The sequence below is a fragment of the Streptomyces sp. NPDC001663 genome, assembly GCF_042893105.1.
GTDB lineage: Bacteria > Actinomycetota > Actinomycetes > Streptomycetales > Streptomycetaceae > Streptomyces.
Genome location: NZ_JBIAUR010000001.1, coordinates 191,520 through 216,826, shown reverse-complemented (window position 1 = coordinate 216,826; position 25,307 = coordinate 191,520). Strand labels below are relative to the sequence as shown.

Here is a 25,307-nt window from a genome sequence, read left to right as displayed (position 1 = left end):
CCGGACCGTCGGCCACCTCCCGTGGTACGCCGTTCGTGACATGGCTCTGCCCCGGCCGGGCACGGTGCCGGCCGGGGCAGGAAACCGGGGAGAGCGGGGCTCGGGCCCCTCGCGTCAGCTGAGCGACGCCAGCGCCTCGTTCCAGGTGGCGGACGGGCGCATGACCGCGGCGGCCTTCGCCGGGTCCGGCTGGTAGTAGCCGCCGATGTCGGCCGGCTGGCCCTGGACGGCGATCAGCTCGTCGACGATCTTCTGCTCGTTGGCGGAGAGCGTCTCGGCGAGCGGGGCGAAGGCCTTGGCCAGGTCCGCGTCGTCGGTCTGCGCCGCCAGCTCCTGCGCCCAGTACAGGGACAGGAAGAAGTGGCTGCCGCGGTTGTCGATGCCACCGACGCGACGGGTCGGGGACTTGTCCTCGTTGAGGAAGGTCGCCGTGGCGCGGTCGAGGGTGTCGGCGAGGACCTTGGCGCGGGCGTTGCCGGTGGCCGTGGCGTACTGCTCGAAGGAGGGCACGAGCGCGAAGAACTCGCCGAGCGAGTCCCAGCGCAGGTAGTTCTCCTTGACCAGCTGCTGGACGTGCTTCGGCGCGGAGCCGCCGGCGCCCGTCTCGAACAGGCCGCCGCCCGCCATCAGCGGGACGACCGACAGCATCTTGGCGCTGGTGCCCAGCTCCAGGATCGGGAACAGGTCGGTGAGGTAGTCACGCAGGACGTTGCCCGTGACCGAGATCGTGTTCTCGCCGCGGCGGATGCGCTCCACCGACAGCTTGGTCGCGTCGACCGGGGCGAGGACGCGGATGTCCAGGCCCTCGGTGTCGTGCTCCGGCAGGTAGGCGTTGACCTTGGCGATCAGGTTGGCGTCGTGCGCGCGGGTCTCGTCCAGCCAGAACACGGCCGGGTCGCCGGTGGCGCGGGCGCGGGTGACGGCCAGCTTCACCCAGTCCTTGATCGGGGCGTCCTTGGTCTGGCAGGCGCGGAAGATGTCGCCGGCCGAGACGGACTGCTCGAGCACCACGTTGCCGGCCTGGTCGACGAGGCGGACCGTGCCGGTGGTGGCGATCTCGAAGGTCTTGTCGTGGGAGCCGTACTCCTCGGCCTTCTGCGCCATCAGGCCGACGTTCGGGACGGAGCCCATGGTCGACGGGTCGTAGGCGCCGTTGGCACGGCAGTCGTCGATCACGGCCTGGTAGACGCCGGAGTAGGAGGAGTCCGGCAGCACCGCGAGGGTGTCGGCCTCCTGGCCGTCCGGGCCCCACATGTGGCCGGAGGTGCGGATCATGGCCGGCATCGAGGCGTCGACGATGACGTCGGACGGGACGTGCAGGTTGGTGATGCCCTTGTCGGAGTCGACCATCGCCAGCGCCGGGCCCTCGGCGAGCTCGGCGTCGAAGGAGGCCTTGATCTCGGCGCCCTCGGGCAGGGCCTCCAGGCCCTTGTAGATGCCGCCCAGACCGTCGTTCGGGGTCAGACCGGCCGCGGCGAGCGTCTCGCCGTACTTCGCGAAGGTCTTCGGGAAGAAGGCGCGCACCACGTGGCCGAAGACGATCGGGTCGGAGACCTTCATCATCGTGGCCTTGAGGTGCACGGAGAACAGCACGCCCTCCGCCTTGGCCCTGGCGACCTGCGCGGTCAGGAACTCGCGCAGCGCGGCGACGCGCATCACGGAGGCGTCGACGACCTCGCCGGCGAGGACCGGTACGGACTCGCGCAGCACGGTGGTGGTGCCGTCGTCGCCGACCAGCTCGATCTTCAGCGAGCCCGCCTCGGAGATCACGGCGGACTTCTCGGTGGAGCGGAAGTCGTTCTCGCCCATGGTCGCGACGTTGGTCTTGGAGTCCGACGACCAGGCGCCCATGCGGTGCGGGTGGGTCTTGGCGTAGTTCTTCACCGAGGCGGGGGCACGGCGGTCGGAGTTGCCCTCACGCAGGACCGGGTTCACGGCGGAGCCCTTGACCTTGTCGTAGCGGGCCTGGATCTCCCGCTCCTCGTCGGTCTTGGGGTCGTCCGGGTAGTTCGGCAGCGCGTAGCCCTGGCCCTGCAGCTCGGCGACCGCGGCCTTCAGCTGCGGGATCGACGCCGAGACGTTCGGCAGCTTGACGATGTTGGCCTCGGGCGTCTTGGCCAGCTCGCCCAGCTCGTGGAGGGCGTCCGGGATCCGCTGGTCCTCGGAGAGGTACTCCGGGAACAGGGCGATGATGCGCCCGGCCAGCGAGATGTCACGGGTCTCCACGGAGACACCCGCCTGCGAGGCGTACGCCTGGACCACCGGCAGGAAGGAATACGTCGCCAGGGCCGGGGCCTCGTCAGTGTGCGTATAGAAGATGGTCGAGTCAGTCACCGGGTGCTCCGCTCCACGTCTGCAACATTGCTCGACATCAAGATATCTCGTGATCGAGGCGGGCTCGACAGGGGTCCGGCCACGCGTCCCACACTCCGGAACGCCAATCACCTCACTGGTGTGCAACCAAACGTCCGTTCCCATGGTCCTGGATGTAGATCGTGCATCTGATCGTCGACGGCCGGAGCTGACCACCCGGCCGCCCGAGCGAAAGCTGACCATGAGATATCGCACCAGAGTGACGGCCCCTGCGGCCGTCCTGTTCGGTACGGCCGCGGCACTGACCGTGGGGGGTACGGCCCAGGCAGCTCCGAAGGACACAGCCTCTCCGGGCGCCGAGACCCTCGGCGACCCCGTCTACCCGAGCCTCGGCAACGACGGCTACCGCGTCTCCGCCTACCACCTCGACCTCGCCTACGACGCCACGACCAAGCTCGTCGAGGCCACCGCGACCCTGCGGATCCGCACCACCCAGCCGCTCACCCGGCTGTCCCTGGACGCCCTCGGCCTGGACATACGCTCCGTTCGCGTCGGCGGCCGCGCCGCCACCTTCGAGCAGGCGGACGAGAAGCTTCGGATCACGCCCACCCGGCCTTTGCCCGCGAAGGCCCGCGTGACCATATGCGTCGAGTACGGCGCCGACCCGAGCCGCACCCTGGCGCACACCGCCTGGGTCGTCACCCCGGACGGCTTCGCGATCTGCCCGCAGCCGAACTCCGCGCACACCGTCTTCCCCTGCAACGACCACCCGTCGGACAAGGCGGACTTCACCTTCCGCGTCACCGTCCCGAACGGCCTGCGGGGCGTCGCGAACGGTCTCCTCGTCCGTACGGAGAGCCTCGACGGCGGCCGGACCGCGTACACGTACGTCTCCCGCGAGCCGATGGCCACCGAGCTGGCGCAGATCACGGTCGGCGACTACGTCGTCAAGGACCGGCAGGGCCCGAACGGACTTCCGCTGCGCGACGTCGTACCCACCGCCCGGGCCGCCGCCCTGGAACCCGCCCTCGCGCTGACACCCGGGCTGGTCGAGTGGATCGAGCAGCGGCTCGGCGCGTTCCCCTTCGAGACGTACGGCTTGCTGCCCTGCAACTCCGACGCCTCGAACGCCTTCGACTTCACCGGCCTGGAGACCCAGACCCTCACCCTGTACAAGCCGAACTTCCTGCTCCAGGAGGAGAAGAAGATCGGCTCGCACATGATGCACGAGCTGGTCCACTCCTGGTTCGGCAACCTCGTCAGCCCCGCCACCTGGGCCGACCTGTGGCTCAACGAGGGCCACGCCGACTTCTACGGGCTGCTGTACCGCTACGAGCGCGGCTGGACCGACTCGCTCGGCTACAGCACCTTCGAGGACCGCATGAAGTACACGTACGGCCTCGGTGACCAGTGGCGGCACGACTCGGGCCCGGTCGCCGCGCCCAACGCGGTCAACCTCTTCGACAACCAGCGCTACACGGGTGGCGTCCTGGTCCTGTACGCGCTGCGCCAACTGGTCGGCGACGACACCTTCCACGCCATCGAGCGCGGTTTCCTGGACCGGTTCCGCAACTCCTCGGCGACGACGGAGGACTACATCGCCGTCGCCTCGGAGGTCTCCGGCCAGGACCAGTCCGGCTTCCTGCGGGACTGGCTCTACGGCACCAAGACGCCGCGCATGCCCGGCCACCCGGACTGGACGGTCAAGCCGGTGAACTCGGCGCTCGCCTCACCGCACAGCCGCAGGGGCGGGCACTGGCACGAGAACTCGGCGACTCTCTGAGCCGTCAGTCGAGGTGGGCGACGTTCGCGTCGCCCACCTCCTCGGGGGTCCGCTGCTGCGGGATCGCCACCGACCCCTGCTGCAGAGCCACGGTCCGCGCGGGCGCCGGGATGCGGATCCCCTCCTCGCGGTAGCGCCTGTGCAGCGCCTTGATGAACTCGTGCTTGATGCGGAACTGGTCGCTGAACTCGCCCACGCCGAGGATGACCGTGAAGCCGATCCGGGAGTCGCCGAAGGTGTGGAAGCGGATGGCCGGCTCGTGCTCCGGGACCGCGCCGGCGACCCCGGTCATCACCTCGGCGATGACGTCCATGGTCACCCGCTCGACGTGCTCCAGATCGCTGTCGTAGGCGACGCCGACCTGGACGAGGATCGTCAACTGCTGCTCGGGGCGCATGAAGTTGGTCATGTTCGCCTTCGCCAGCTCCCCGTTGGGGATGACGATCAGGTTGTTGGAGAGCGCCCGGACCGTCGTCTGACGCCAGTTGATGTCCTCGACGTAGCCCTCCTCGCCGCTGCTCAGCCGGATGTAGTCGCCGGGCTGGACGGTCTTCGAGGCGAGGATGTGGATGCCGGCGAAGAGGTTGGCGAGGGTGTCCTGCAGGGCGAGCGCGACGGCCAGACCGCCGACGCCGAGGGCGGTGAGCATCGGGGCTATCGAGATGCCCAGCGTCTGCAGCACCACCAGGAATCCGATCGCCAGCACCAGGACCCGGGTGATGTTCACGAAGATCGTGGCCGACCCGGCGACTCCGGACCGCGACTGGGTGACCGCGCGCACCAGGCCGGCGATCACCCGGGCCGCCGTCCCCGTGACGACGAAGATGAGCACCACCGTCAGCGCCTGGTTGACGTGGTTCTGGACCGTTCTGGTCAGCGGCAGCGCCGCGCCCGCGGAGGCGGCGCCGCCCAGGAACGCCGCCCACGGCACCACTGTGCGCAGCGCGTCGACGATGGCGTCGTCGCCGCTCCAGCGGGTGCGTCCGGCGTGCTTGCCGAGCCAGCGCATCAGGATGCGCAGCAGGAACGCGGCCAACAGGCCGGCTGCCAGCGCGATTCCGGCGATGACCAGGTCGTCCACGGTGAGCGCTCGGTTCACCGGCTACCTCCAAGTTCGGGATGTGCAGCGGCTCATCCTGCCTTATCCCGTACAGCAGTTCGTACCAGGTGGCCGTCCGGATGGCACGGTTTCAGACGATCCCTTCGGCCAGTTCCGCCTGGTCCCGGTCCGAGCCGTACGCGGCGATCGTGGGCGTCCCGTACGAACGGCGGGCGAGGCACCACCACACACTGGCGAGTACGAGTACGACGGCCAGGGCGATGGCGGCGTAGTCCATCGAGTCGACCGCCACCGGCGAGGACGGCGGCAGACAGAACAGCACCGCGCCACACGCCACCCACACCACCGCGATCCAGCCGACCGGCCGGCTCCAACGACCCAGGTTCCACGGGTGACCGCGCCGTACGCCGCCGCCGAGTACAGGGACGGCAGCGCGAGCAGACAGGCGATCCACGACACCCAGATGGAGCGCACGATGCCCCGCGCGGCCGACACCGAGGCGTTGGAGGTTTCTTCCGAGAGGTGGGCGGAGGAGTCGTAGTCGGAGCGAGCCAGGCCCGCACCACGTCGGTGCGGCCGCCGGCACCTGAGTGCGCTGCGTCCACTGCCGCCACGCCGTCGTCTCCGTAAGCAGACCGGGCATCGATATCCAGCGCCCGGTGCGCAACTCCTGGAGAGCCGCGCGCAGGTCGGAGTCGTGACCGGCGGGATCGGCGGGACGTCGGTTCGGCGGTCACTGGAGAGGCAACGTTCCGCCTCTCCACCGGTTTGGGCATGGTCGCGAACACCTATGAGGCAGTGGGCAGTTGGAGGTTGCTTGACGTGATGTGCGGCGCGGCGGCAGGCTGGCGCGCAGTGATCGCCGAGGGGGAGAGGGAGCGATGACAGGTCCGGTGCTCGCGGTCGACCAGGGAACGTCCGGCACCAAGGCACTGGTCGTCTGCCCCGAACGCGGAGTCATCGGCACCGGGTTCGCCGAGGTGCACCCCCGCCATCTGCCCGGCGGCCTGGTCGAGATCGACCCGGAGGAGCTGTACCGCTCGGTACGGGACGCGGGCAGCCGCGCACTCGCCGAGGCCCGCGAACCCGTCATCGCGCTCGGCCTGGCCAACCAGGGCGAGACCGTCCTCGCCTGGGACCCCGACACCGGCCGCCCGCTGACCGACGCCCTCGTCTGGCAGGACCGCCGCGCCGAATCCATATGTACCGAACTCGCCCCGCACGCCGAGGAGTTGCAGACGCTCACCGGCCTGCCTCTCGACCCGTACTTCGCCGCACCGAAGATGGCCTGGATCCGGCGGCACCTCACCCGCCAGGGACTCGTCACCACCAGCGACGCCTGGCTGATCCACCGCCTCACCGGCGCCTACGCCACCGACGCCGCCACCGCCGGCCGCACCCAACTCCTCGACCTCGACGGCGCGCAATGGTCGCCACGCGCCCTCGCCCTCTACGGACTGTCGGACGAGCGGCTGCCGGAAGTCGTCGACAACGCCCAACCGGTCGCTACGACAAGGGAGTTCGGGCCGGAGATCCCGCTGACCGGTCTCGCCGTCGACCAACAGGCCGCCCTGCTCGCCCAGCGCATCACCGAACCCGGCGGCGCCAAGTGCACCTACGGCACCGGCGCGTTCCTCCTCGCCCACACCGGCGACACCCCGCGCCACGGCGCCTCCGGCCTGGTCAGCTGTGTGGCCTGGCGCCTTGCCGGACACACCAGTTACTGCCTGGACGGCCAGGTCTACACGGCCGCCTCCGCCGTCCGGTGGCTCACCGACCTCGGCGTCATCAAGGGCGCCGCCGACCTCGACACCCTTGGCGGCACCGTCCCGGACAGCGGCGGAGTCACCTTCGTACCGGCCCTCGCCGGGCTCGCCGCCCCGTGGTGGCGCGGCGACCTGCGCGGCTCGCTCACCGGCCTCGGCCTCGACACGGGCCCCGGGCACCTGGTGCGCGCCCTGTGCGAGGGGATCGCGGACCAGGTCGCCGAACTCGCCGACGCGGCCGCGGCCGACCTCGGAGCACCCCTGTCCGCACTCCGCGTCGACGGCGGCCTGACCCGCTCCACCCTGCTCATGCAGACCCAGGCCGACCTGCTGCAACGCCCCGTCGAGGTCTCCGCCCTGCCCGACGCGACCGCACTCGGCGTCGCCACCCTGGCCCGGCTGGGCGCCCAGCCCGGGCTGACCATCGCCGAAGCGCTGCCGGACTGGAAACCGTCCGCCGTCTACGAGCCGCGCATCACCGCGGACGAGGCCGCCGAACGCCGCGCGGGCTTCCGCGCAGAGGTCAACGCGCTGCTGGAGCGGTCCGCGGAAAGGAAGCCCGCTGAGCCGAAGGCAGGGCCCGCATGACGGTCACCGCGACCGGCCCCCTCCCGCAGACCGCATACGACGTGGCGATCGTCGGCGCCGGAGTCGTCGGCAGCGCGATCGCCCGCGCCCTCGCCCACCACCCACACATGCGCATCGCCCTCGTCGAGGCACAGAACGATGTGGGCCAGGGCACCTCGAAGGCCAACACCGCGATCCTGCACACCGGCTTCGACGCGGTCCCGGGCTCCCTGGAGGCACGGCTCGTCCGCGAGGGCGCCCGCCAACTCGCCGCGTACGCAGCCGAGTCGGGCATCCCCGTCGAACCCGTCGGCGCACTGCTCGTCGCCTGGGACGAAGACCAACTCGCCGCGCTGCCCCGCCTGGCAGAGAAGGCCAAGCGCAACGACCATCACGAAACGCGCCTGATCGACCCGCCCGAACTCCACGCCCGCGAACCGCACTTGGGCCCCGGCGCCCTGGGCGCCCTGCACGTACCCGGCGAGAGCATCATCTGCCCCTGGACGACGACCCTGGCGTACGCCACCCAGGCAGTCCGCAACGGAGTCGACCTCCACCTCAACTCACCAGTGCAGCAAGCCGGTTACGCGGACTCCGTCCACCGCCTCCGCACCCCCCGAGGCACCCTCCACGCCCGCCACCTCGTCAACGCCGCCGGCCTCCACGCCGACACCCTCGACCGACAGCTCGGCCACGACGACTTCACCGTCACCCCGCGCCGAGGCCAGCTCATCGTCTACGACAAGTTCGCCCGCGCCCTGGTCCGGCACATCCTGCTGCCGGTGCCCACGGCACTCGGCAAGGGTGTCCTGGTCGCCCCCACCGTCCATGGCAACGTCCTCCTCGGCCCCACCGCCGAGGGCCTGCACGACAAGCGCGCCACCGGCTCGACCGCCGACGCCCTGAACCTCCTGCGCGAGAAGGGCCGCCGTATCCTGCCCGAACTCGTCGAGGAGGAGATCACCGCCGTCTACGCCGGCCTGCGCGCCGCCACGGAACACGACGACTACCGCATCACCGCGCACCCCGACCAGTCCTACGTCACCGTCGGCGGCATCCGCTCCACCGGCCTGACCGCCTCGCTCGCCATCGCGGCCTACGTAGTGGCCCAACTCGCCGACATCGGGCTGGAGTTGGGTCCGAAGCGCGATCTGGAACCGGTCCGCATGCCGAACCTGGGCGAGGCCTTCCCGCGCCCCCATCAACAACCCCGACTCATCGCCGCCGACCCGGAGTACGGCACCCTCGTCTGCCACTGCGAGCGCGTCTCCCGCGGCGAGATCCGCGACGCCCTCGCCAGTACGATCCCGCCGCGCACCCTCGACGGACTGCGCCGCCGCACCCGGGCCCGGGCGGGCCGCTGCCAGGGGTTCTACTGCGGGGCGGCGGTGCGGGCGCTGTTCGAGGGGGCCGACACGTGAGAAATGTCGACGAGGGGGCCGAGGCGTGAGGAAGGTGGACGTCCTGGTCGTGGGCGCCGGGCCCGCGGGCCTCGCGGCCGCCGCCCGCCTGGCCGCCTCCGGTGCGGGCAGCATCGAGGTGCTGGACCGCGAACAGCAGTCCGGCGGCGTCCCCCGGCACTGCGCCCACGGCGGCTTCGGCACCTGGCTGCACCCGCTCACCGGCCCCGCCTACGCCCGACTGCTCGCCGACGCGGCCGTACGCACCGGAGCCGTCGTACGCACCGGCGTGACCGCCCTCGACTGGGCGGACCCCCTGGCCCTGACCACCGTCGGCCCGCAGGGCCCGGAGACCATCGCCGCCCGCGCGATCGTCCTGGCCACCGGAGCCCGCGAACGCCCGCGCGCCGCACGCCTGGTGCCCGGCACCCGCCCCGCCGGCGTCTACACCACGGGCGAACTCCAGCAGGCCGTACACCTCCACGGGCAGCGAATCGGCAGCCGGGCGGTGATCGTCGGCGCGGAGGACGTCTCGTACGCGGCCGCCGAGACCGTGCGCGCCGCCGGAGCCGACGTCGTCGCCATGGTCACCGACCAGCCCCGCACCCAGACGACCCCGGCCCGCGCGCAGCACACCCGCCTCCGCCACGGCATCCCCCTGCTCACCCACACCACCGTCACCGAACTCCTCGGCCACGGACGTCTGTCGGGCGTCCGCGTCCACCATCGCGACGGCCGTACGGCCACGCTGCTGTGCGACACGGTCGTCTTCACCGGCGACTTCGTCCCCGACCACGAACTCGCCCGGCGTGGCGGCCTGTTGCTGGACCCCGGCACACGCGGCCCCGCCGTGGACGGCGCCCTGCGCACGTCACGCCCCGGCGTCTTCGCCGTCGGCAGCGTGCTGCACGCCGTGGAGAGCGCGGCCACGGCGGCGAGCGAGGGCGCGCGAGTGGCGGGTGCGGTCCGGGACTGGCTCACGCGAGCCGAGTGGCCGACCGGCATCCCCCTGACCGTGACCCCGCCCCTGCACTGGATCGCCCCGAACCGGGTCACCCCGGACGACCGTCACCCGTACGTCCTGCGCACGACCGCCTTCCTGACCCGCCCGGTCCTGCACGTTGTCCAGGACGGCCGCCTCGTGCACCGCGAGCGCGTGGCAAGCGGGGTACCGAACCGCACCCTGAGGCTCTCGGCGGGCTGGACGTGCCGGATCGACCCGAAGGGCGGGCCGGTGCGGGTGAGCGTCGGCTGACCCGTCCGTCGAAGAGGACGGCCGGACTCGATCCCCGGTGAAGTCGCTCGCCGGGAGCTCGGGGGCCTCGCGTGGAACAGTGGAAGAGACATCAAAGGGTGCGCGGGGGCCGCGCCTGCGCAGGTGGCGGTGGCGAAGGAGGGCGCGATGGGTCACTCCGTGCTGGTGGGCATCGACGGATCCGGGCGCAGCCTGGCGGCAGCCGACTGGGCGGCGCGGGAAGCGGCGCTGCGGGGCGTACCGCTGCGTCTCGTGAACGCCTCTCCGCCGCTGCCGGGCGATGCCGTTCCGGCTCCGGCCGTTCAGACGCTGCACGACGTGGGTGAGCGCATGCTCCAACGGGCGATCGCCGACCTCGGCGCCCGCCACCCGGAGCTGCGGGTGCGGGGCGAGCAGACGGCCGACGCCCCGGCCGTGGCACTCCTCGGCGCCGCGCGCGGAGCCGAGCTCCTCGTGATCGGTGCGCGAGGCTCCGGCGGCTTCGACGGCCTCGCGGTCGGCTCGGTGGCCCTTCGGGTGGCGGCAGCAGCCGCTTGCCCTGTCGTGCTGGTGCCCGAACGGCCGCTCGGAGCCTTCGGCGGGGGGACGAGGGCGGCAGGCGCTGCCCAGGTGGTGGTGGGTTTCGACGCGCACCGTCCGGTCGGTGAGGTGGCGGAATTCGCGTTCGCGGCCGCCGAGGCGCGCAAGGCGCCGTTGCGGGCGGTGCAGGCCTGGGCCTTTCCGGCCGAGGCCGTGTCGCCTCGGACGCTGTTCGTGACCGAGGAGGACCGTGCCACCTGGGAAGACCAGGAGGTCCTGCACGTGGCCGACGCCCTGCGCACGTGGCAGGACAAGTACCCGGAAGTGACGACCCGCGCCGATGTCGTCCTGCTCCATCCCGCGCAGGCGCTCCTGAACGCCTCCCGGGTTGCCGACCTGCTGGTCGTGGGCCGCCGCACCGACCCCCGGGCGGCCGAGGGCCGGCTGGGTCCGGTGACCCATGCCGTACTGCACCACACCAGCTGCCCGGTGGCGGTCGTACCGCACGCCGGCTGACAGCGGAGCGGATCAGCCGAAGAACACCTCGAACTCGTCGTACAGCGCCGGATCCACCAGCTTCGTCTTTGCCCTCGTGTCGGCGAGGGGCACACGGACGATCCGGGTACCGCGCAGGGCCACCATCGTGCCGTAGTCGCCGTCGTTGACCGCGTCGACGGCGTGCAGCCCGAACCGCGTGGCCAGCCAGCGGTCGAAGGCGCTCGGGGTGCCGCCGCGCTGGATGTGGCCGAGAACGGTGGTGCGGGCATCCGTACCCGTGCGTTCCTCGATCTCCTGAGCAAGCCAGTCGCCGATGCCGGAGAGCCGTACATGGCCGTACTCGTCCAGTGACTGGTCCTTGAGGATCATCTGTCCCTTCTTGGGGACGGCCCCCTCGGCGACGACGACGATCGGCGCATAGTTGATCTTGAATCGGCTCTTCACCCATGTACAGACCTGATCGATGTCGAACGGCCGCTCCGGGATGAGGATCACGTTGGCGCCGCCCGCGATGCCGGCGTGCAGCGCGATCCACCCCGAGTGCCGGCCCATCACCTCCACCACCAGGGTGCGCATGTGCGACTCGGCGGTGGTGTGCAGGCGGTCGATGGCCTCGGTCGCGATGCCGACGGCCGTGTCGAAGCCGAAGGTGTAGTCGGTGCCGTTCACATCGTTGTCGATGGTCTTCGGCACACCGACCAGGTTGATCCCCTGACGGCTCAGCTCGGTGGCCGCACCGAGCGTGTCCTCGCCGCCGATCACGATGAGCGCGTCCACCTGGTGCGCGGCAAGGGTGTCCCGGATGCGCTGCACCCCGTCCTCGTGCTTGAACGGGTTGGTGCGGGAGGAACCGAGGATGGTTCCGCCACGCGGAAGGATCCCCCGCACGTTCGCGATGTCCAGCGGCACGACATTGCCCTGGAGCGCGCCGAGCCAGCCGTCACGCAGACCGGCGAATTCAAAGCCGTACTCCTGGACGCCCTTGCGGACGACGCTGCGGATCACGGCGTTGAGACCGGGACAGTCGCCGCCGCCGGTCAGCACTCCGACCTTCATGGCTCTTCCTCCCTTCTCCGCACGGAGTGACTGCGCGTCGTCCGGGCGGTGGGTCAGCCCTTGATCCATCTCCGCGGACGTGAACCCGAAGAGCCAGGTGACTCTCCCTCCATCATGAGCGTCGGCGGCCCCGTCGGCGACCCACCCCGGGGCCTGCCGACGGGGACGTCCGGCCCCGTGACCGGGCCGCGCCGGCGTCCGATCATGGAGGAGGTGATGCGTGCCGTGTCGAGCGGCAGCCGGCAGCGGGACGAGGAGGAAGCGATGCCTCACACTGCGGAATGGAAGATCCGTCTCCGCCTCTTCGAGGAGGAGGGGACCACGAAGGCACGGGTGGTGCTCGACACCGGAACCGCCTCGCTCACGGGGCACGGGATCGCGCACTGCAGTCCCGGGGACACGGACGTGCCGGAGATCGGCGACGAGCTGGCGGCGGGCAGGGCGCTGCACGACCTCGGCCGACAGCTGGTGGAGGCCGCCGAGCGGGACATCGAGGGCATGGGCGCCTCCGCGACGAGGCCGGAACCTCCGACAGTGGCCGGCTGGCTCATGTGACCCGTGATCCAACAACCGGCCGGAGGCGCAGCCGTCACAGGTCCGTGAACGACCCGCCCCGGCCGGCACCGGCCGCGAACCGTGCGGCTCCCTCCAGGCTCTCGGCCAACACCTGCGTCCCGTGCCGGAGTTCGCCCTGCATCGCCGTCTCTTCGTCCAAGCCGTCCTGCTCCAGCACCGACGCCCGGTCGCCCCGCAGACAGGCCTGTGGGAAACGGGCGATCTCGCCTGCCAGGGCCTCGGCCGCGAAACGTGCCGTGCCGGTGGGGACGACGCGGTTGGCCAGCCCCATCGCGTACGCCTCCCGCGCGTCCACCGGCCGGCCCGTGAGGATCATGTCCATGGCGCGGCTCTGCCCGATCAACCGGGGCAGCCGCACCGTGCCGCCGTCGATCAGCGGCACACCCCAGCGGCGGCAGAACACCCCGAACACCGAGTCCTCCTCGGCGACCCGCAGATCGCACCAGAGCGCCAACTCCAGGCCGCCGGCCACGGCGTGGCCCGCGACCGCGGCGATCACCGGCTTGGACAGCCGCATCCGCGTCGGACCCATCGGACCGTCCCCGTCCTCCGCGACCCGGTTGCTGCGCTCGCCGCCGAGCGCCTTGAGGTCGGCGCCCGCGCAGAACGTGCCGCCCTCGCCCCACAGCACCGCGACCCGCGCCTCCTCGTCCGCCTCGAACTCCCGGAAGGCATCCGCGAGTTCGGTGGCCGTCGGCCCGTCGACCGCGTTGCGGACCTCGGGACGGGAGAGGACGACGGTCGTGACGTGTCCCTGGCGCTCGGTCCGGACCGGCATACTGGGGCCCCTTTCCCTGTGCGAGTCTGAGATTCCGTACAGAGGGAGTCTTCCTGATGGCAGTCGAGGACGCAGGCCTCCCGGTCGCCCTGGTGACCGGCGCCAACCGCGGCATCGGATACGAGGTGGTCCGGCAGCTCGCCGACCGCCGTCACCGGGTCGTCCTCGGCGCCCGCGACCTCGCCAATGGCCAAGCCGCCGCCGCACGCATCGACCCGGGCGGAGACCGAGTGACCGCCGTGGAGCTCGACGTCTCCGACGAGGCGAGCGTGACCGCCATGGCGGAGTGGGTCACCCGGACCCTGGGGCGCGTGGACGTGGTCGTGAACAACGCCGCGATCCTGTACGACACCTGGGCCCAGGCCCGGTCGGCGGACCTCGGTGAGGTCCAGCGGGCCCTGGACACCAACCTGTTCGGCGCCTGGCGGGTGACGCAGTCGCTGCTTCCGCTGTTGCAGCGCAGCCCGCACCCGAGGGTCGTCATGGTCAGCAGCGAGGGCGGCTCACTGCACTCGATGAGCGGCGGCACCCCCGCCTACAGCGTCTCCAAGGCCGCGCTCAACGCCCTCACCCGCCTGCTGGCCGGCGAGCTGAGCGGGCAGCGCATCCTCGTCAACGCGATCTGCCCCGGCTGGGTCGCCACCGACATGGGCGGCCCCGGCGGGCGGCCGGTCGACCAGGGCGCGGCCGGGATCGTCTGGGCGGCGACGCTGCCCGACGACGGGCCGACCGGGGGCTTCTACCGGGACGGCGAACCCGTGCCCTGGTGAGCCGCAGGGCCTCAGGAACCCACGGCTCAGATCACCTTCAGCCGCACCAGCGCACCCAGCGTCACCGCACCCGGCACCAGCGGCAGCCACACCGTGATGATCCGGTAGGCGAGCACCACCGCCGTCGCCACGGCCGCCGGACCGCCCGCCGCCACCAGCGCCACGACCAGCGCCGCCTCCACCGAGCCGAGCCCGCCCGGCGTCGGCACCAGCGCGACCGCGATCGTCGCCGCCAGATACGCCACGGCCATGTGCACCGGCGACACCGGCAGCCCCAGCGCCTGCCCGACCAGGACCAGCCCGGCCGCCTGCAGCAGGGGGAAGGCGAACGAACCGCCCCACAGGGCGAGCGCACGGCACGGACGGGTGTGCACCGAGCGCAGTTCGCCCAGCGCGGTGCGCAGGAACGACACCACGGCCGTACGCAGGCGTCGTACGAACGCAAGGACGCACGCCGCCACGACGAGTACTGCGACCACGGCGAGCAGCAGCGGACCCATCGCCTGCTCGGGCAGCAGCTCGCCGAAGCTCAGCGCGTCCGGGAAGGCGAGCAGAAGTGCGGTCAGCAGGCCCAGGCGGGCGACGGACTCCGCCAGCAGATACAGCGCGAGCGCGGCCGAGGAGCGGGCGAGCGGGACGCCGCACACCGTCATGAAGCGGAGGTTGACGGCGCTGGCGCCGAGGCCGGTCGGCAGCAGATGGTTGGCCGCGCCCGCCGCGAACTGGGTGGCGAGCAGCCGCCGCCTGGGCAGCCGCTCGACGACCGCGCCCTGGCGGGTGAAGGCGGCCGCCACCCAGGTCAGACAGGTGGCGCCGATCGCGGCAAGCAGCCATGGCCACTCGGCGCTGCGCAGATGACCGAAGCCCTCGGCGAGGACCGAGCGGTGCTGCACGGCGACGACGGTGACGAGCAGGAGCGGAACCAGACACAGGATCTGGCGGAGCTGGCGGGCCGGGACGCGTCGGGGAAAGCGTCCCTCGGGGAGCGGCCCTTCGGGGAGTTGTACCGCAGTCACATCGCTAGAGGGTTTCCGCGCCGCGCCAACTGCGGGTTGCGGGATTGCGGCGAGCGGCTTACGGACGGGAAGCGGGTGGGGAGGCAGGGCCATGAGGTCCTTCGGGGGAGGGGACGGAGCGGCGGGAGTATTGACCTCAATAACGCTCGAGGTTCTACGTTCTCTCCCATGAGCATGGAAACCACAGCGTGGACACAGCTGCACAGTGTCATGACAGCCCAGCAGGAACGGCGCCCTGTGGCGCGTGCCACGCTGCGCCGCATCGGCGCGTTCGCCCGTCCGCACCGCGCCCGCATTGCCCAATTCGTGTTGCTCGGCGTGTTGACCGCGCTGCTCGCCGTGGCGACCCCCCTGCTGGCCGGGCATGTCGTGGACGCGATCGTGTCGGACGGCGACGAGGGAACGGTCGTACGCCTGTCCCTGCTCATCGCGCTGATCGCGGTCGCGGAGGCGACGCTCGGCATCCTCGGCAGGAGGCTCTCGGCGTCGCTCGGGGAGGGACTCATCCTCGATCTGCGCACGGCTGTGTTCGATCATGTGCAGCGGATGCCGGTCGCGTTCTTCACACGCACACGTACGGGAGCACTGGTCTCCCGACTCAACAACGACGTCATCGGCGCCCAGCGTGCCTTCAGCAACACCTTGTCCGGAGTGGTCAGCAATCTGGTCACGCTGGTGCTCACGCTCGTCGTCATGCTCACCCTGTCCTGGCAGATCACCCTGCTCGCCCTGGTCCTGCTTCCGGTGTTCGTCGTCCCGGCCCGGCGCATGGGCACCCGCATGGCCCGTATGCAGCGCGAGGCGGCGACCCTGAACGCGGCGATGGGCACCCGCATGACCGAGCGCTTCTCTGCGCCGGGCGCCACGCTGGTCAAGCTCTTCGGGCGTCCTGAGGAGGAGTCCGAGGAGTTCGCGGCCCGCGCCCGCCGGGTCGCGGACATCGGGGTCCGGTCGGCCACGGCCCAGTCGGTGTTCATCACCGCGCTGACCCTGGTCTCCTCCCTGGCCCTCGCCCTGGTCTACGGCCTCGGCGGCTGGTTCGCTCTGCGCGGCACCCTCGAGCCGGGCGCCGTCGTGTCCCTGGCCCTGCTCCTGACCCGCATGTACGCGCCGCTCACGGCTCTCGCAGGTGCGCGTGTCGAGGTGATGAGCGCCCTGGTCAGCTTCGAGCGGGTCTTCGAGGTCCTCGACCTCAAGCCCCTGATCGAGGAGAAACCGGACGCCCGCCAGGTCCCCGACGGCCCGGTGACGGTGGAGTTCGACAACGTCCGCTTCGCCTACCCGTCCGCCGACAAGGTCTCCCTCGCCTCCCTGGAGGAGGTCGCCTCCCTCGACACCCGCGGCGGCGCCGAGGTCCTGCACGGCATCACGTTCCGCGCCGAACCCGGCCAGACCATCGCACTCGTCGGCTCCTCCGGCGCGGGCAAGTCGACCATCGCCGGGCTCCTGCCGCGTCTCTACGACGTCGACGAGGGCGCCGTCCGCGTCGGTGGCGTCGACGTCCGCGACCTGACCGCCGGGTCTTTGCGCGCGACCCTCGGCATGGTCACCCAGGACGGCCACCTCTTCCACGACTCGGTCCGCGCCAACCTCCTCCTGGCCCGACCCGAGGCGACCGAGACCCAACTGTGGGACGCCCTGCGCCGCTCCCGCCTCGATGATCTCGTACGGTCCCTGCCCGACGGCCTGGACACGGTGGTCGGCGAGCGCGGCTACCGCCTCTCCGGCGGCGAACGCCAGCGCATGACCATCGCGCGGCTGCTGCTGGCCCGCCAGCGCGTCGTCATCCTGGACGAGGCCACCGCCCACCTCGACAACACCTCCGAGGCCGCCGTCCAGGAGGCGCTGACCGAGGCGCTGGAGGGCCGGACCGCGGTAGTGATCGCCCACCGGCTGTCCACGGTGCGGGCGGCGGACCAGATCCTGGTGATCGAGGGCGGCCTGATCGTGGAGCGGGGCAGGCACGAGGAACTGCTGGCGGCCGACGGCCGGTACGCGGAGCTGTACCGGACGCAGTTCGAGGAGCGGGCGGCGGAGGTGCCGGAGATCGCCGCCGCCGGGGAGGCCGTGGCGTAGGAAAGACGTGGACCCCGAGTGGCGGGGCTGCCGCCACTCGGGGTCCACGCTCCGCTAGGAGACCAGCGCGTCCTGCTTCCGGCCCCGTCGCTCGCGGACCAGCGCGAAGACCACCACGGCCACGGCCACCAGCGTGGACAGGACCACCTGGTCGCGCCCGCCGCCGTCGGCCGTGTCGGTCAGCATGTAGCCCAGGACGAAGGTGATCAGGGCGATGGTCGCCCAGGTCAGGTACGGGTAGAGCCACATCCTGACGACGAGCTTCTCCGGCGTCTCCCGCTCGATGATCTTGCGCATCCGCAGCTGGGAGAAGCAGATCACCAGCCATACGAACAGGGCGATCGCACCGGAGGAGTTGAGCAGGAACTGGAACACGGTGTCCGGCCACAGGTAGTTGAAGGCGACCGCGACGAAGCCGAAGACCACCGAGGCCAGGATGGCCGCCCGCGGCACACCGCTACCCGTGGTGCGCCCGAAGGAGGCCGGGGCGTCACTGCGCCGGGCGAGCGAGAACGCCATGCGTGAGGCGGTGTACAGACCGGAGTTGAGACAGGACAGCACCGACGTCAGCACGATGGCGTTCATGATCTGCGCGGCGTGCGGGATGCCGATGGAGCTCAGCGCGGCGACGTACGAGCCGTCCTTGAGGATCGCCGGGTCGTCCCAGCGCAGCAGCGACACCACGATCAGGATCGAGCCCAGGTAGAACACCGCGATCCGCCAGATCACGCTGTTGGTGGCCTTGGTGACCGCGGCCTGCGGGTTCTCGGACTCGCCGGCCGCGAGCGTGACGATCTCGCTGCCCATGAAGGAGAAGACGACCATCAGGACACCGGTGAGGATCGCCCCCGGCCCGTTCGGCAGGAAGCCGCCGTGCGCCGTCAGGTTGGAGAAGCCGGACGCCGGGTGGTCGGAGCCGGGCAGCAGACCGAAGATCGCGAGACCGCCCACCACGATGAACGCGGCGATGGCGACGACCTTGATGCCCGCGAACCAGAACTCGAACTCGCCGTAGGAGCTGACCGAGACCAGGTTGGAGGCGGTCAGGACGACCATCACGATCAGGGCCCAGCCCCACTGCGGGACCGCCGGTATCCACCCGGCCAGGATCTTGGCCCCGGCGGTCGCCTCGACCGCGAGCACCACGACCCAGAAGAACCAGTACAGCCAGCCGATGGTGAACCCGGCCCAGCGCCCCAGCGCACGGTCCGCGTACGCGGAGAACGAGCCCGACGTGGGGTTGGCCGCGGCCATCTCGCCCAGCATCCGCATGACGAGGACGACGAGGACGCCGACGAGGGCGTAGGAGACGAGGATTCCGGGGCCCGCGGCGGCGATGCCGGAGCCGGAGCCGACGAACAGACCGGCGCCGATGACGCCGCCGATCGCGATCATCGACAAGTGGCGGTTCTTCAGGCCGGCCTGCAGGCCGGAGTCTGCTGAAGGGCCATCGGTGCTGGTCACCGGGGCCGGAGCGGAAACAGGGGGACGTGTGGTCATCTCGACATCTCTCGTGGAGGAGGTGCGGACGAAAGGGGACGGGCGCCGTGCCGGGGAAATTAGTTCAGTACGATCCAAAAGAACAGTCTTGTTTAATTGTTCACGTTGCTCTATTTTCCGTGCATGCACAGGACACCGTGCCCCCGCCCGCCGTAACCCCCGCTCAACAGGCCGTTAAGGTGACGTCGTGGTGAATGCAGCGGGCAAGTTCGGGCCCTACGGTCAGCCGGCTCCGGCGTCGGTCGCCGGTGTGCACGACGCCCGTGTGCTGCCCGGCAGGGGCCAGACGGGAGCGGAGCTCGTCCGCTCGCGGATCGCCCTGCAGGTACGCCTGACCTCCGTCTCCCCGGGCGACCGGCTGCCGGACGCCGGCGTCCTGGCCGAGGAGCTGGGCATCGGCGAGATCACCGTGCGCCGCGCACTGGAGGCCATGTGCCAGGACGGCCTGCTCGACCGGCGGCGCGGCCGGACGGGCGGCACCTTCGTCGCTCAGGGCTGGGACACGGTCGTCCCGGTGCTGCACGACGCCGACGAGGCGGCCACGCTGAGCGCCTTCCACCTGCTCCTGGAGTGCGGCCTCGTGGCCCACGGCGCGGGCGAGGTCCCGGCCGGCCGGCTCGACGGGCTGAAGGTGCTGGTCGAGGAGATGGACCTGACCGACGACCCCGGACGACTGCTCATGCTGGAGACCCGCTTCCACCTCGACCTCGCGGAGGCACTCGGCGGCGCCGGCGTCCGCGAACTCACCGCCGACCTCCTCGGCCGGCTGTGCCTGGTGCAGCCCGCCCCGGACCCCGCGGTCGTACGGGCGCAGAACCGCTGCCACACCGACCTGCTCGCCGAACTCGCCCGCGGCGCGCTCGACCCGGCCGTACAGGCGGTCAAGGCACACCACCACGCCCGTCCCAGCTGACATCCCCCACGCATCGCTTGCACCGCCCCGGAGCTGAAGGAGCTGTCGCCATGCCCCACCCCAAAGCCGTCGGCCCGCCGCCGGCGCCGGGTGCCGTCGGCGGCACGCCCCAGCGGCTGCGCGGCGGTGTCCTGGGCATGGCGGACATCGCGGCCGCCACCATGGCGAACGTCGGCCCGGCCATGAGCTTCTTCTTCGGCTTCGCCTTCCTGTCCACCACCGCGGGCGTCGCGTCCCCGCTGACCATCCTCGCCGCGGGCATCGCGGTCGCGCTGCTGGGCAACACGCTCGCCCAGTTCTCCCGGGCGCACCCCTCGGCGGGCAGCTTCATCACCTTCGTCGGCAAGACGTTCGGCCCGGTCAGCGCGGTGACCACCGCCCTGCTGGCCGGGCTCGGCTACATCATCGCGATGGCCTCCGTGATCGCGATCTCCGGTGGCTTCGTGCAGATCACCCTGTACCACTACACCGGCGTCGACCTGCCGTGGATCATCTGGACACTGCTGCTGACCGGCCTGTCGGTGGTGCTGATGCTGCGCGGGGTGGTCGTCTCCACCAAGTGGGCCGGCTACTTCTTCGGCGTCGAGATGCTCGTACTCGTCGTGGTCTCGGTCGCCGCACTCGTCGAACACCGCGGCAACCTGTCCGCCGCCCCCTTCCTGCCCGACCACATCCACCACGGACTGAGGGGCCTGGCCGCCGGCTTCCCGCTCGCGGTCTACCTCTTCATCGGCTGGGAGAACTCGGCCGCCCTCGCCGAGGAGACGGAGAACCCCCGGCGCAACGTGGGCCGCGCCGTCCTCTCCTCCATCGCGATCATGACGGTGAGCTACATCCTCTTCTCCTACGCCACGGTCACCGGCTTCGACTACGACGTGGCCCGGCTCGGCGAGGCCCGCATCCCGTTCATCGACGTCGCGCACGACACTCTCGGGGCACTGGCCTTCCTCGCCTACATCGGCGGACTGACCTCCACCCTCGGCGTGCTGATCGCCGGCATCAACTCCCAGGCCCGCCTGGTGTTCAACGCCGGGCGCGAGGGACTGCTGCCGTCCTTCTTCGGCTACGTCCACCCCAGGCGCCGTACGCCGAACAACGCGATCGTCACCTTCGCCGCCATCTCCCTGCTGATCATCGGCGGTTGGGGCCTGGGTCATCTCCTTGGCTCAGACGGCCGCTCGATGAACCCGGTGGTCTTCTTCACCGAGTCCTCCAGCCTGGGCTCCATCCTGATCCTGCTGGTCTACCTCGCGTCCAACATCGCCCTGCCGCTGTACTACCGCCGCTACCGTCCCCAGGAGTTCCGCACGATCCGCCACCTGGTGCTGCCCGCCCTCGGCGCGCTGGCGATCCTGGTGCCGCTGTACTACCTGGCCAAGCCCGGCCAGCCCGCGCCGTACAACTGGTTCCCGGTCGCGGCCCTCGCCGCGCTCCTGTTCTCCGTCGGCTACGCGACGCTGCTGGTCCGCCGGGACCCGAGCCTGGCGGAACGGGTCGGGTCGGTCGTGGCCGACGCGGAGTGATGAGGACCTGTATGCAATCCCGAGTCATCGGCTGGTGTGCAGGGTGGCCGGGGCGTCGGCCTCCTGGAGTGCGGTGAGGATCTGGTTCTGGCCGGTGAGGAGCTCGGTCAGGATCCGGCGGGCGGCACGCAGGAGTTCGGCGACGTCTCCCCCGGCGAGCGCGTAGCGGACGGTGGAGCCCTCCCGTATCGACACGATGATGCCGGAGCGCCTCAGGACGGCCAGCTGTTGCGACAGGCTGGACGGCTCGATCTCGATGTCGGCCAGTAGGTCCCGTACGGACACCGGCCCGTGCTGGAGGAGTTCCAGCACCCTGATGCGCACGGGGTGGCCGAGCATGCGGAAGAACTCCGCCTTGACCTGGTAGAGGGGGGCCTGCATGGATGCTCGCTCCTCGTCGGGTGGGTGGGACTGCGGCCGCCGCGGTGCGACGGCGTCCGAGGACACCGCCGCACCGCAGACCGCCTTCGGATGCCGATCCTTCACGCCTCGGACCCGGCAGGAACGCACATTGGGACCATGCTGATGTGGTGACTTGAAGAAGTCTTCACATGATGGGCAGACGAAGCCACCGGCGTCCTCGGGCGGGCTAGATCTCGATCGCCTCCTCCACGCGCTTGAGTTGGTGGCGGGCCATCGCCAGGTTCGATCGGGCCTTGTCGAGGACGAGGTAGAGGAACAGTCCGTTGCCCGTACGACCGGTCACCAGGCGGATGACGTGGTACTGGCGGTCCAGTGTGATCAGGATGTCCTCGATCTTGCCCTTGAGGCCCAGCTGCTCCATGGTGCGGACCTTGGCGCGGATGACATCCGTGTTGCCGGCCGCGGCGACGGTCAGGTCCAGGTCCTTGCTCCCGCCGAGCGTGCCCAGCGCCATTCCGCTGGTGTAGTCGACGACGGCAGCTCCCAGGGCTCCCTCGATCCCGGCCATCATCTCCTTCAGCGACACTTCCACACTCGCCACAGCGCCTCCCTTTGCATGCCGTTGACTGCGCGGGCCGGTGCTGGCGACCCGTCTCGGTGCCCGGACCGTATGCGCGCCGCCGTCACGTCGGGAGGAACTGTCCGGGACTGCCCTGTGACGACCGAACAACGGCGCGACCGGACCGTTCGACGGACCGGAAGTGCCTTGACCGACCGAGAAGTTGACGCCGGAGCCCCTGCCACCGGCAACCGTTCGCGCCGGGGCGGCCGACTCCTGTCCGATCCCTGTACGGGCGCCCGGTGTTCGGGATACCGTCACGTCGCAACATTCGTCTGAAACGATTCAATCCCATCTGCTCAGGGAGGCGCTGTGACGTCGAACGGCACATCGGAGAAGGACATCCCCAGACGCACCGTGATGGCCAGGGCCGGCACCGTCGGGCTGACGGCGGCTCTCGCCTCCGCCGGGCTACCGGCGGCGACGGCGCTTCCCGCCGAGGAAGGAACGGCCCCTGTCGCCGACGGCGCGGCCCGCCGCGCCAACCGCTGGCACCGCTACGTGCAGGCGCCGTCCTCGCGCACCGTTCAGCCCGTTCGGACCCTCGCGACCAGCGGCGATGTCGAGAACGCCGAGGCGCTGCTCAGGCCCGGCGGGGCCGCAACGGTCCTGCGGCGTCCCCGCCCCGCGGCGGCACCCCGCTGGCCCGAGGGCACCACCGCCGAGGCCTCCTCGGCCCATGCCGGCAACAACGGCAACGACGGGCGCCCGCGCACCTATGACGCCGCCAACGCCATCGACGGCGATCCGGACACGTTCTGGAACGACGACACGCTGGGGGAGTTCCCCGACACCCTCACCATCTCCCTGCCACAGCCGACGCGGCTTCCGGGTGTCACGGTCGTCTCCAACAGCGACGGCGTACCGGCCGCGTTCACCGTCGAGGTGCGGCGGGACGGCGCATGGCAGACCGCGGCCACGGTCGTGGACAACGATGTCATCCAGCGGGCCGTCCTCTTCGCCGAGCCGGTCACGGCCGACCGCGTGCGCATCACCGTGACGAGCGTGCAGGACACACCGCGCGGCGCCTTCACCCGTATCAACGAAGTCTGGCCCGCGCCCGTCGACCCGATCGCCGTGCCGACCGTCACTGTGGACTTCGGCAAGGTCGTGGTCGGATACCCGAGGATCCGGTTCACCTCGGCCTCCGACAACTCCCCGGGCGTGCGGGTGGCGTTCTCCGAGACCCGGCAGTTCCTCACGGACCGCTCGGACTTCACCCGCTCCGACCAGGCGGGTGGCACCGGACAGGGCACGGACCAGTTCGCCGTGCCGGCAAGCGGCGCCGACTGGACGGACCGCAAGGGCTTCCAGGCCGGTGACAAGCTCTTCGCGGACGGGCTGCACGGCTTCCGCTACCTCAGGATCGCCCTCGACGCCCTCCCCGCGGACGCACCGGCGGCGCAGCCGTGGGGAGAGGTAGAAATCGACTCGGTGTCCCTGCAGTTCAGCGCCTACCTGGGCACGCCGAGCACCTATCGCGGCTGGTTCCTGTGCTCCGACAAGGAGTTGAACCGCTACTGGTACGGGGCGTCGTACACCAATGAACTGGTCACGGACACCTTCCGGCAGGACGACGTCGATCCGCGCGGCGCCTGGAGCGCCACCCTGGAAGGCAAGCTGGTCCTGCACGACGGCGCCAAGCGTGACCGCGACCCCTACGTCGGCGACCTCGCGGTCTCCGCGCGCACCCTGTACCTGACGCACGACGACACCGCCGAGGCGGTCCGCAACGTACTGGCCGACCTCGCCGCGCACCAGCGCGCCGACGGCTGGATCCCGCCCGCCTCCATCGCGGACTACACCCTGCCCCTCTTCGACTATCCGCTGTACTGGGTCACCTGCAGCTGGGACTACGTCCTCTACACCGGCGACAGCTCCTACGCCGCCCGTCACCACCCGAACCTGGTCAAGGTCCTGGACGGCTGGTACCCCACCGTCACGGACGACTCGGGCCTGCTGCGCAAGGGGCTCAACGGCACAGGCGGATACGGCGACTACGCCTTCCTGGGCCGCACCGGCCAGGTCACCTACTACAACGCCCTGTACGTGCAGGCCCTGCGGGCCGGGGCCCGGCTGGCCCGCCTGCTGGGCCGCGGAAGCGACGCCGAGCGCTGGAACGCCAGAGCGGACAAGGTCGCGCAGGCCGTCAACGCGCTGCTGTGGGACCCGGCGGCGGGTGCCTACCTGGACTCCACGACCGGCCCGGTGCGCCATGCGCAGGACGGCAACGCGCTGGCCGTCGTCACCGGCATCGCGGGCGCGGACCGCGCCGCATCGGCGCTGACCCATCTCGACACGACGACGACGCGGCCGTACGGCAACGCCTTCATGGACAACGACACCCTCTTCGACCAGGCCTCCCAGCGCGTCTACGCCTTCACCTCCTACCCCGAGATCGAGGCCCGCTTCCTCGCGGGCCGGGCCGCATCCGCGCTCGACCAGATCCGGCGCACCTACGGCTGGATGGACAAGAACGACCCCGGCATCACCCACTGGGAAGGCATCGGCCCCGACGGCTCCCTGTACGAGGGCGCCTACACGAGCATGGCCCACGGCTGGTCCACAGGTGTCCTGCCGGCACTGACCCACCACCTGCTCGGAGCCCGCCCCACGTCTCCCGGCTACGCCACCTGGGAGATACGGCCCCAACCCGGCGACGTCGACTGGGCGAAGGGCCAACTGCCCACGCCACAGGGCCCGTTGCGCGTCGAGTGGGAGAACACCGCCCACGCCTTCCGCCTCACCGCCCACGTACCGGCACACACGCGGGGATCGATCTCGTTCCCCGGCGACGCGCACCGGCAGAGCGTGCGCGCCGACCGGCAGACGCTCTGGGACGGACGCCGTGCGTCGACGCGTGGCGTGCAGGTGACCGACGGGACGGTCACTGTGTCCGGCCTGGGGCCGGGCAGGCACAGTTTCGTGTGCGAGCGACACGGCTAGGGCTTGTCCC

General features: G+C 71.0%; 19 protein-coding genes and 1 pseudogene. 11 read left to right on the top strand and 9 right to left on the bottom strand.

Translation table 11 applies throughout. The features are described 5' to 3' along the window. Nucleotides 1-114: 114 nt before the first annotated feature. Entirely contained in the window at nt 115-2,334 is a 2,220-nt protein-coding gene (locus tag ACFY1L_RS01010; protein WP_388816182.1) for an NADP-dependent isocitrate dehydrogenase, read from the bottom strand. 220 nt (nt 2,335-2,554) lie between these two features. On the opposite strand from ACFY1L_RS01010, the gene ACFY1L_RS01005 reads away from it, so the two are divergent. Next, a complete protein-coding gene (locus ACFY1L_RS01005) occupies nt 2,555-4,096 on the top strand; it encodes a M1 family metallopeptidase (RefSeq protein ID WP_388816179.1) in 1,542 nt (513 codons plus the stop codon). Between the two features lie 4 nt (nt 4,097-4,100). Here the strand turns inward: ACFY1L_RS01005 and ACFY1L_RS01000 are convergent, their stop codons facing one another. Both ACFY1L_RS01000 and ACFY1L_RS00995 read right to left on the bottom strand, forming a co-directional pair. Continuing rightward, nucleotides 4,101-5,195: a mechanosensitive ion channel family protein gene (locus tag ACFY1L_RS01000; RefSeq protein WP_388816176.1), complete on the bottom strand. Its 1,095-nt coding sequence runs from the start codon at nt 5,193-5,195 to the stop codon at nt 4,101-4,103. Nucleotides 5,196-5,286: 91 nt separating this feature from the next. After that, a pseudogene (locus tag ACFY1L_RS00995) lies at nt 5,287-5,702 on the bottom strand (hypothetical protein); the annotation flags it as partial. Nucleotides 5,703-6,037: 335 nt separating this feature from the next. Between ACFY1L_RS00995 and ACFY1L_RS00990 the strand changes: the two are divergent. The 4 genes from ACFY1L_RS00990 to ACFY1L_RS00975 all read left to right on the top strand — a co-directional run bounded on the left by ACFY1L_RS00990 (nt 6,038) and on the right by ACFY1L_RS00975 (nt 11,179). After that, a complete protein-coding gene (locus ACFY1L_RS00990) occupies nt 6,038-7,510 on the top strand; it encodes an FGGY family carbohydrate kinase (RefSeq protein WP_388816173.1) in 1,473 nt (490 codons plus the stop codon). Further along, nucleotides 7,507-8,910, top strand: coding sequence for an FAD-dependent oxidoreductase (locus ACFY1L_RS00985; RefSeq protein ID WP_388816170.1), 1,404 nt, complete (start codon nt 7,507-7,509; stop codon nt 8,908-8,910). Before ACFY1L_RS00990 ends, ACFY1L_RS00985 begins: the two co-directional genes overlap by 4 nt. Before the next feature lie 25 nt (nt 8,911-8,935). After that, a complete protein-coding gene (locus ACFY1L_RS00980; protein WP_388816167.1) occupies nt 8,936-10,144 on the top strand; it encodes an NAD(P)/FAD-dependent oxidoreductase in 1,209 nt (402 codons plus the stop codon). 147 nt (nt 10,145-10,291) lie between these two features. Continuing rightward, nucleotides 10,292-11,179, top strand: a complete 888-nt coding sequence (locus ACFY1L_RS00975) for a universal stress protein (protein ID WP_388816164.1) — start codon at nt 10,292-10,294, stop codon at nt 11,177-11,179. Between the two features lie 12 nt (nt 11,180-11,191). Here ACFY1L_RS00975 and ACFY1L_RS00970 read toward each other — a convergent pair whose 3' ends face one another. Then, complete coding sequence (locus ACFY1L_RS00970) at nt 11,192-12,217, bottom strand: 6-phosphofructokinase (protein WP_388816162.1); 1,026 nt, start codon at nt 12,215-12,217, stop codon at nt 11,192-11,194. Between the two features lie 264 nt (nt 12,218-12,481). Between ACFY1L_RS00970 and ACFY1L_RS00965 the strand changes: the two genes are divergently transcribed. After that, a complete protein-coding gene (locus ACFY1L_RS00965) occupies nt 12,482-12,772 on the top strand; it encodes a DUF1876 domain-containing protein (RefSeq protein WP_388816159.1) in 291 nt (96 codons plus the stop codon). Nucleotides 12,773-12,806: 34 nt separating this feature from the next. On the opposite strand, the gene ACFY1L_RS00960 is transcribed toward ACFY1L_RS00965, so the two are convergent. Continuing rightward, nucleotides 12,807-13,571, bottom strand: a complete 765-nt coding sequence (locus ACFY1L_RS00960) for a crotonase/enoyl-CoA hydratase family protein (RefSeq protein ID WP_388816156.1) — start codon at nt 13,569-13,571, stop codon at nt 12,807-12,809. 56 nt (nt 13,572-13,627) lie between these two features. Between ACFY1L_RS00960 and ACFY1L_RS00955 the strand changes: the two genes are divergently transcribed. Then, a complete protein-coding gene (locus ACFY1L_RS00955; protein ID WP_388816153.1) occupies nt 13,628-14,341 on the top strand; it encodes an SDR family oxidoreductase in 714 nt (237 codons plus the stop codon). Nucleotides 14,342-14,367: 26 nt separating this feature from the next. Here the strand turns inward: ACFY1L_RS00955 and ACFY1L_RS00950 are convergent, their stop codons facing one another. Next, nucleotides 14,368-15,357, bottom strand: a complete 990-nt coding sequence (locus ACFY1L_RS00950; protein ID WP_388816150.1) for a YbhN family protein — start codon at nt 15,355-15,357, stop codon at nt 14,368-14,370. A 174-nt stretch (nt 15,358-15,531) separates the two neighbouring features. Here ACFY1L_RS00950 and ACFY1L_RS00945 point away from each other — a divergent pair, with 174 nt between their 5' ends. Further along, nucleotides 15,532-17,433, top strand: coding sequence for an ABC transporter ATP-binding protein (locus ACFY1L_RS00945; RefSeq protein ID WP_388818837.1), 1,902 nt, complete (start codon nt 15,532-15,534; stop codon nt 17,431-17,433). A 54-nt stretch (nt 17,434-17,487) separates the two neighbouring features. Here the strand turns inward: ACFY1L_RS00945 and ACFY1L_RS00940 are convergent, their stop codons facing one another. After that, on the bottom strand, nt 17,488-18,933 hold the full coding sequence (locus tag ACFY1L_RS00940; protein WP_388816147.1) for an amino acid permease: 1,446 nt from the start codon (nt 18,931-18,933) through the stop codon (nt 17,488-17,490). Nucleotides 18,934-19,120: 187 nt separating this feature from the next. Here ACFY1L_RS00940 and ACFY1L_RS00935 point away from each other — a divergent pair, with 187 nt between their 5' ends. Together ACFY1L_RS00935 and ACFY1L_RS00930 are read left to right on the top strand one after the other, a co-directional pair. Continuing rightward, nucleotides 19,121-19,846: a FadR/GntR family transcriptional regulator gene (locus ACFY1L_RS00935; protein ID WP_388816143.1), complete on the top strand. Its 726-nt coding sequence runs from the start codon at nt 19,121-19,123 to the stop codon at nt 19,844-19,846. 50 nt (nt 19,847-19,896) lie between these two features. After that, complete coding sequence (locus ACFY1L_RS00930) at nt 19,897-21,369, top strand: APC family permease (protein ID WP_388816140.1); 1,473 nt, start codon at nt 19,897-19,899, stop codon at nt 21,367-21,369. Between the two features lie 24 nt (nt 21,370-21,393). Here ACFY1L_RS00930 and ACFY1L_RS00925 read toward each other — a convergent pair whose 3' ends face one another. Continuing rightward, on the bottom strand, nt 21,394-21,750 hold the full coding sequence (locus tag ACFY1L_RS00925) for an ArsR/SmtB family transcription factor (protein ID WP_388816137.1): 357 nt from the start codon (nt 21,748-21,750) through the stop codon (nt 21,394-21,396). A 208-nt stretch (nt 21,751-21,958) separates the two neighbouring features. Next, on the bottom strand, nt 21,959-22,333 hold the full coding sequence (locus ACFY1L_RS00920) for a hypothetical protein (protein WP_351465140.1): 375 nt from the start codon (nt 22,331-22,333) through the stop codon (nt 21,959-21,961). Between the two features lie 330 nt (nt 22,334-22,663). Here ACFY1L_RS00920 and ACFY1L_RS00915 point away from each other — a divergent pair, with 330 nt between their 5' ends. Then, nucleotides 22,664-25,297 (top strand): alpha-L-rhamnosidase C-terminal domain-containing protein, encoded by a 2,634-nt coding sequence (locus ACFY1L_RS00915; protein ID WP_388816133.1) that lies wholly within the window; start codon nt 22,664-22,666, stop codon nt 25,295-25,297. The last annotated feature ends 10 nt before the right edge of the window (nt 25,298-25,307 follow it).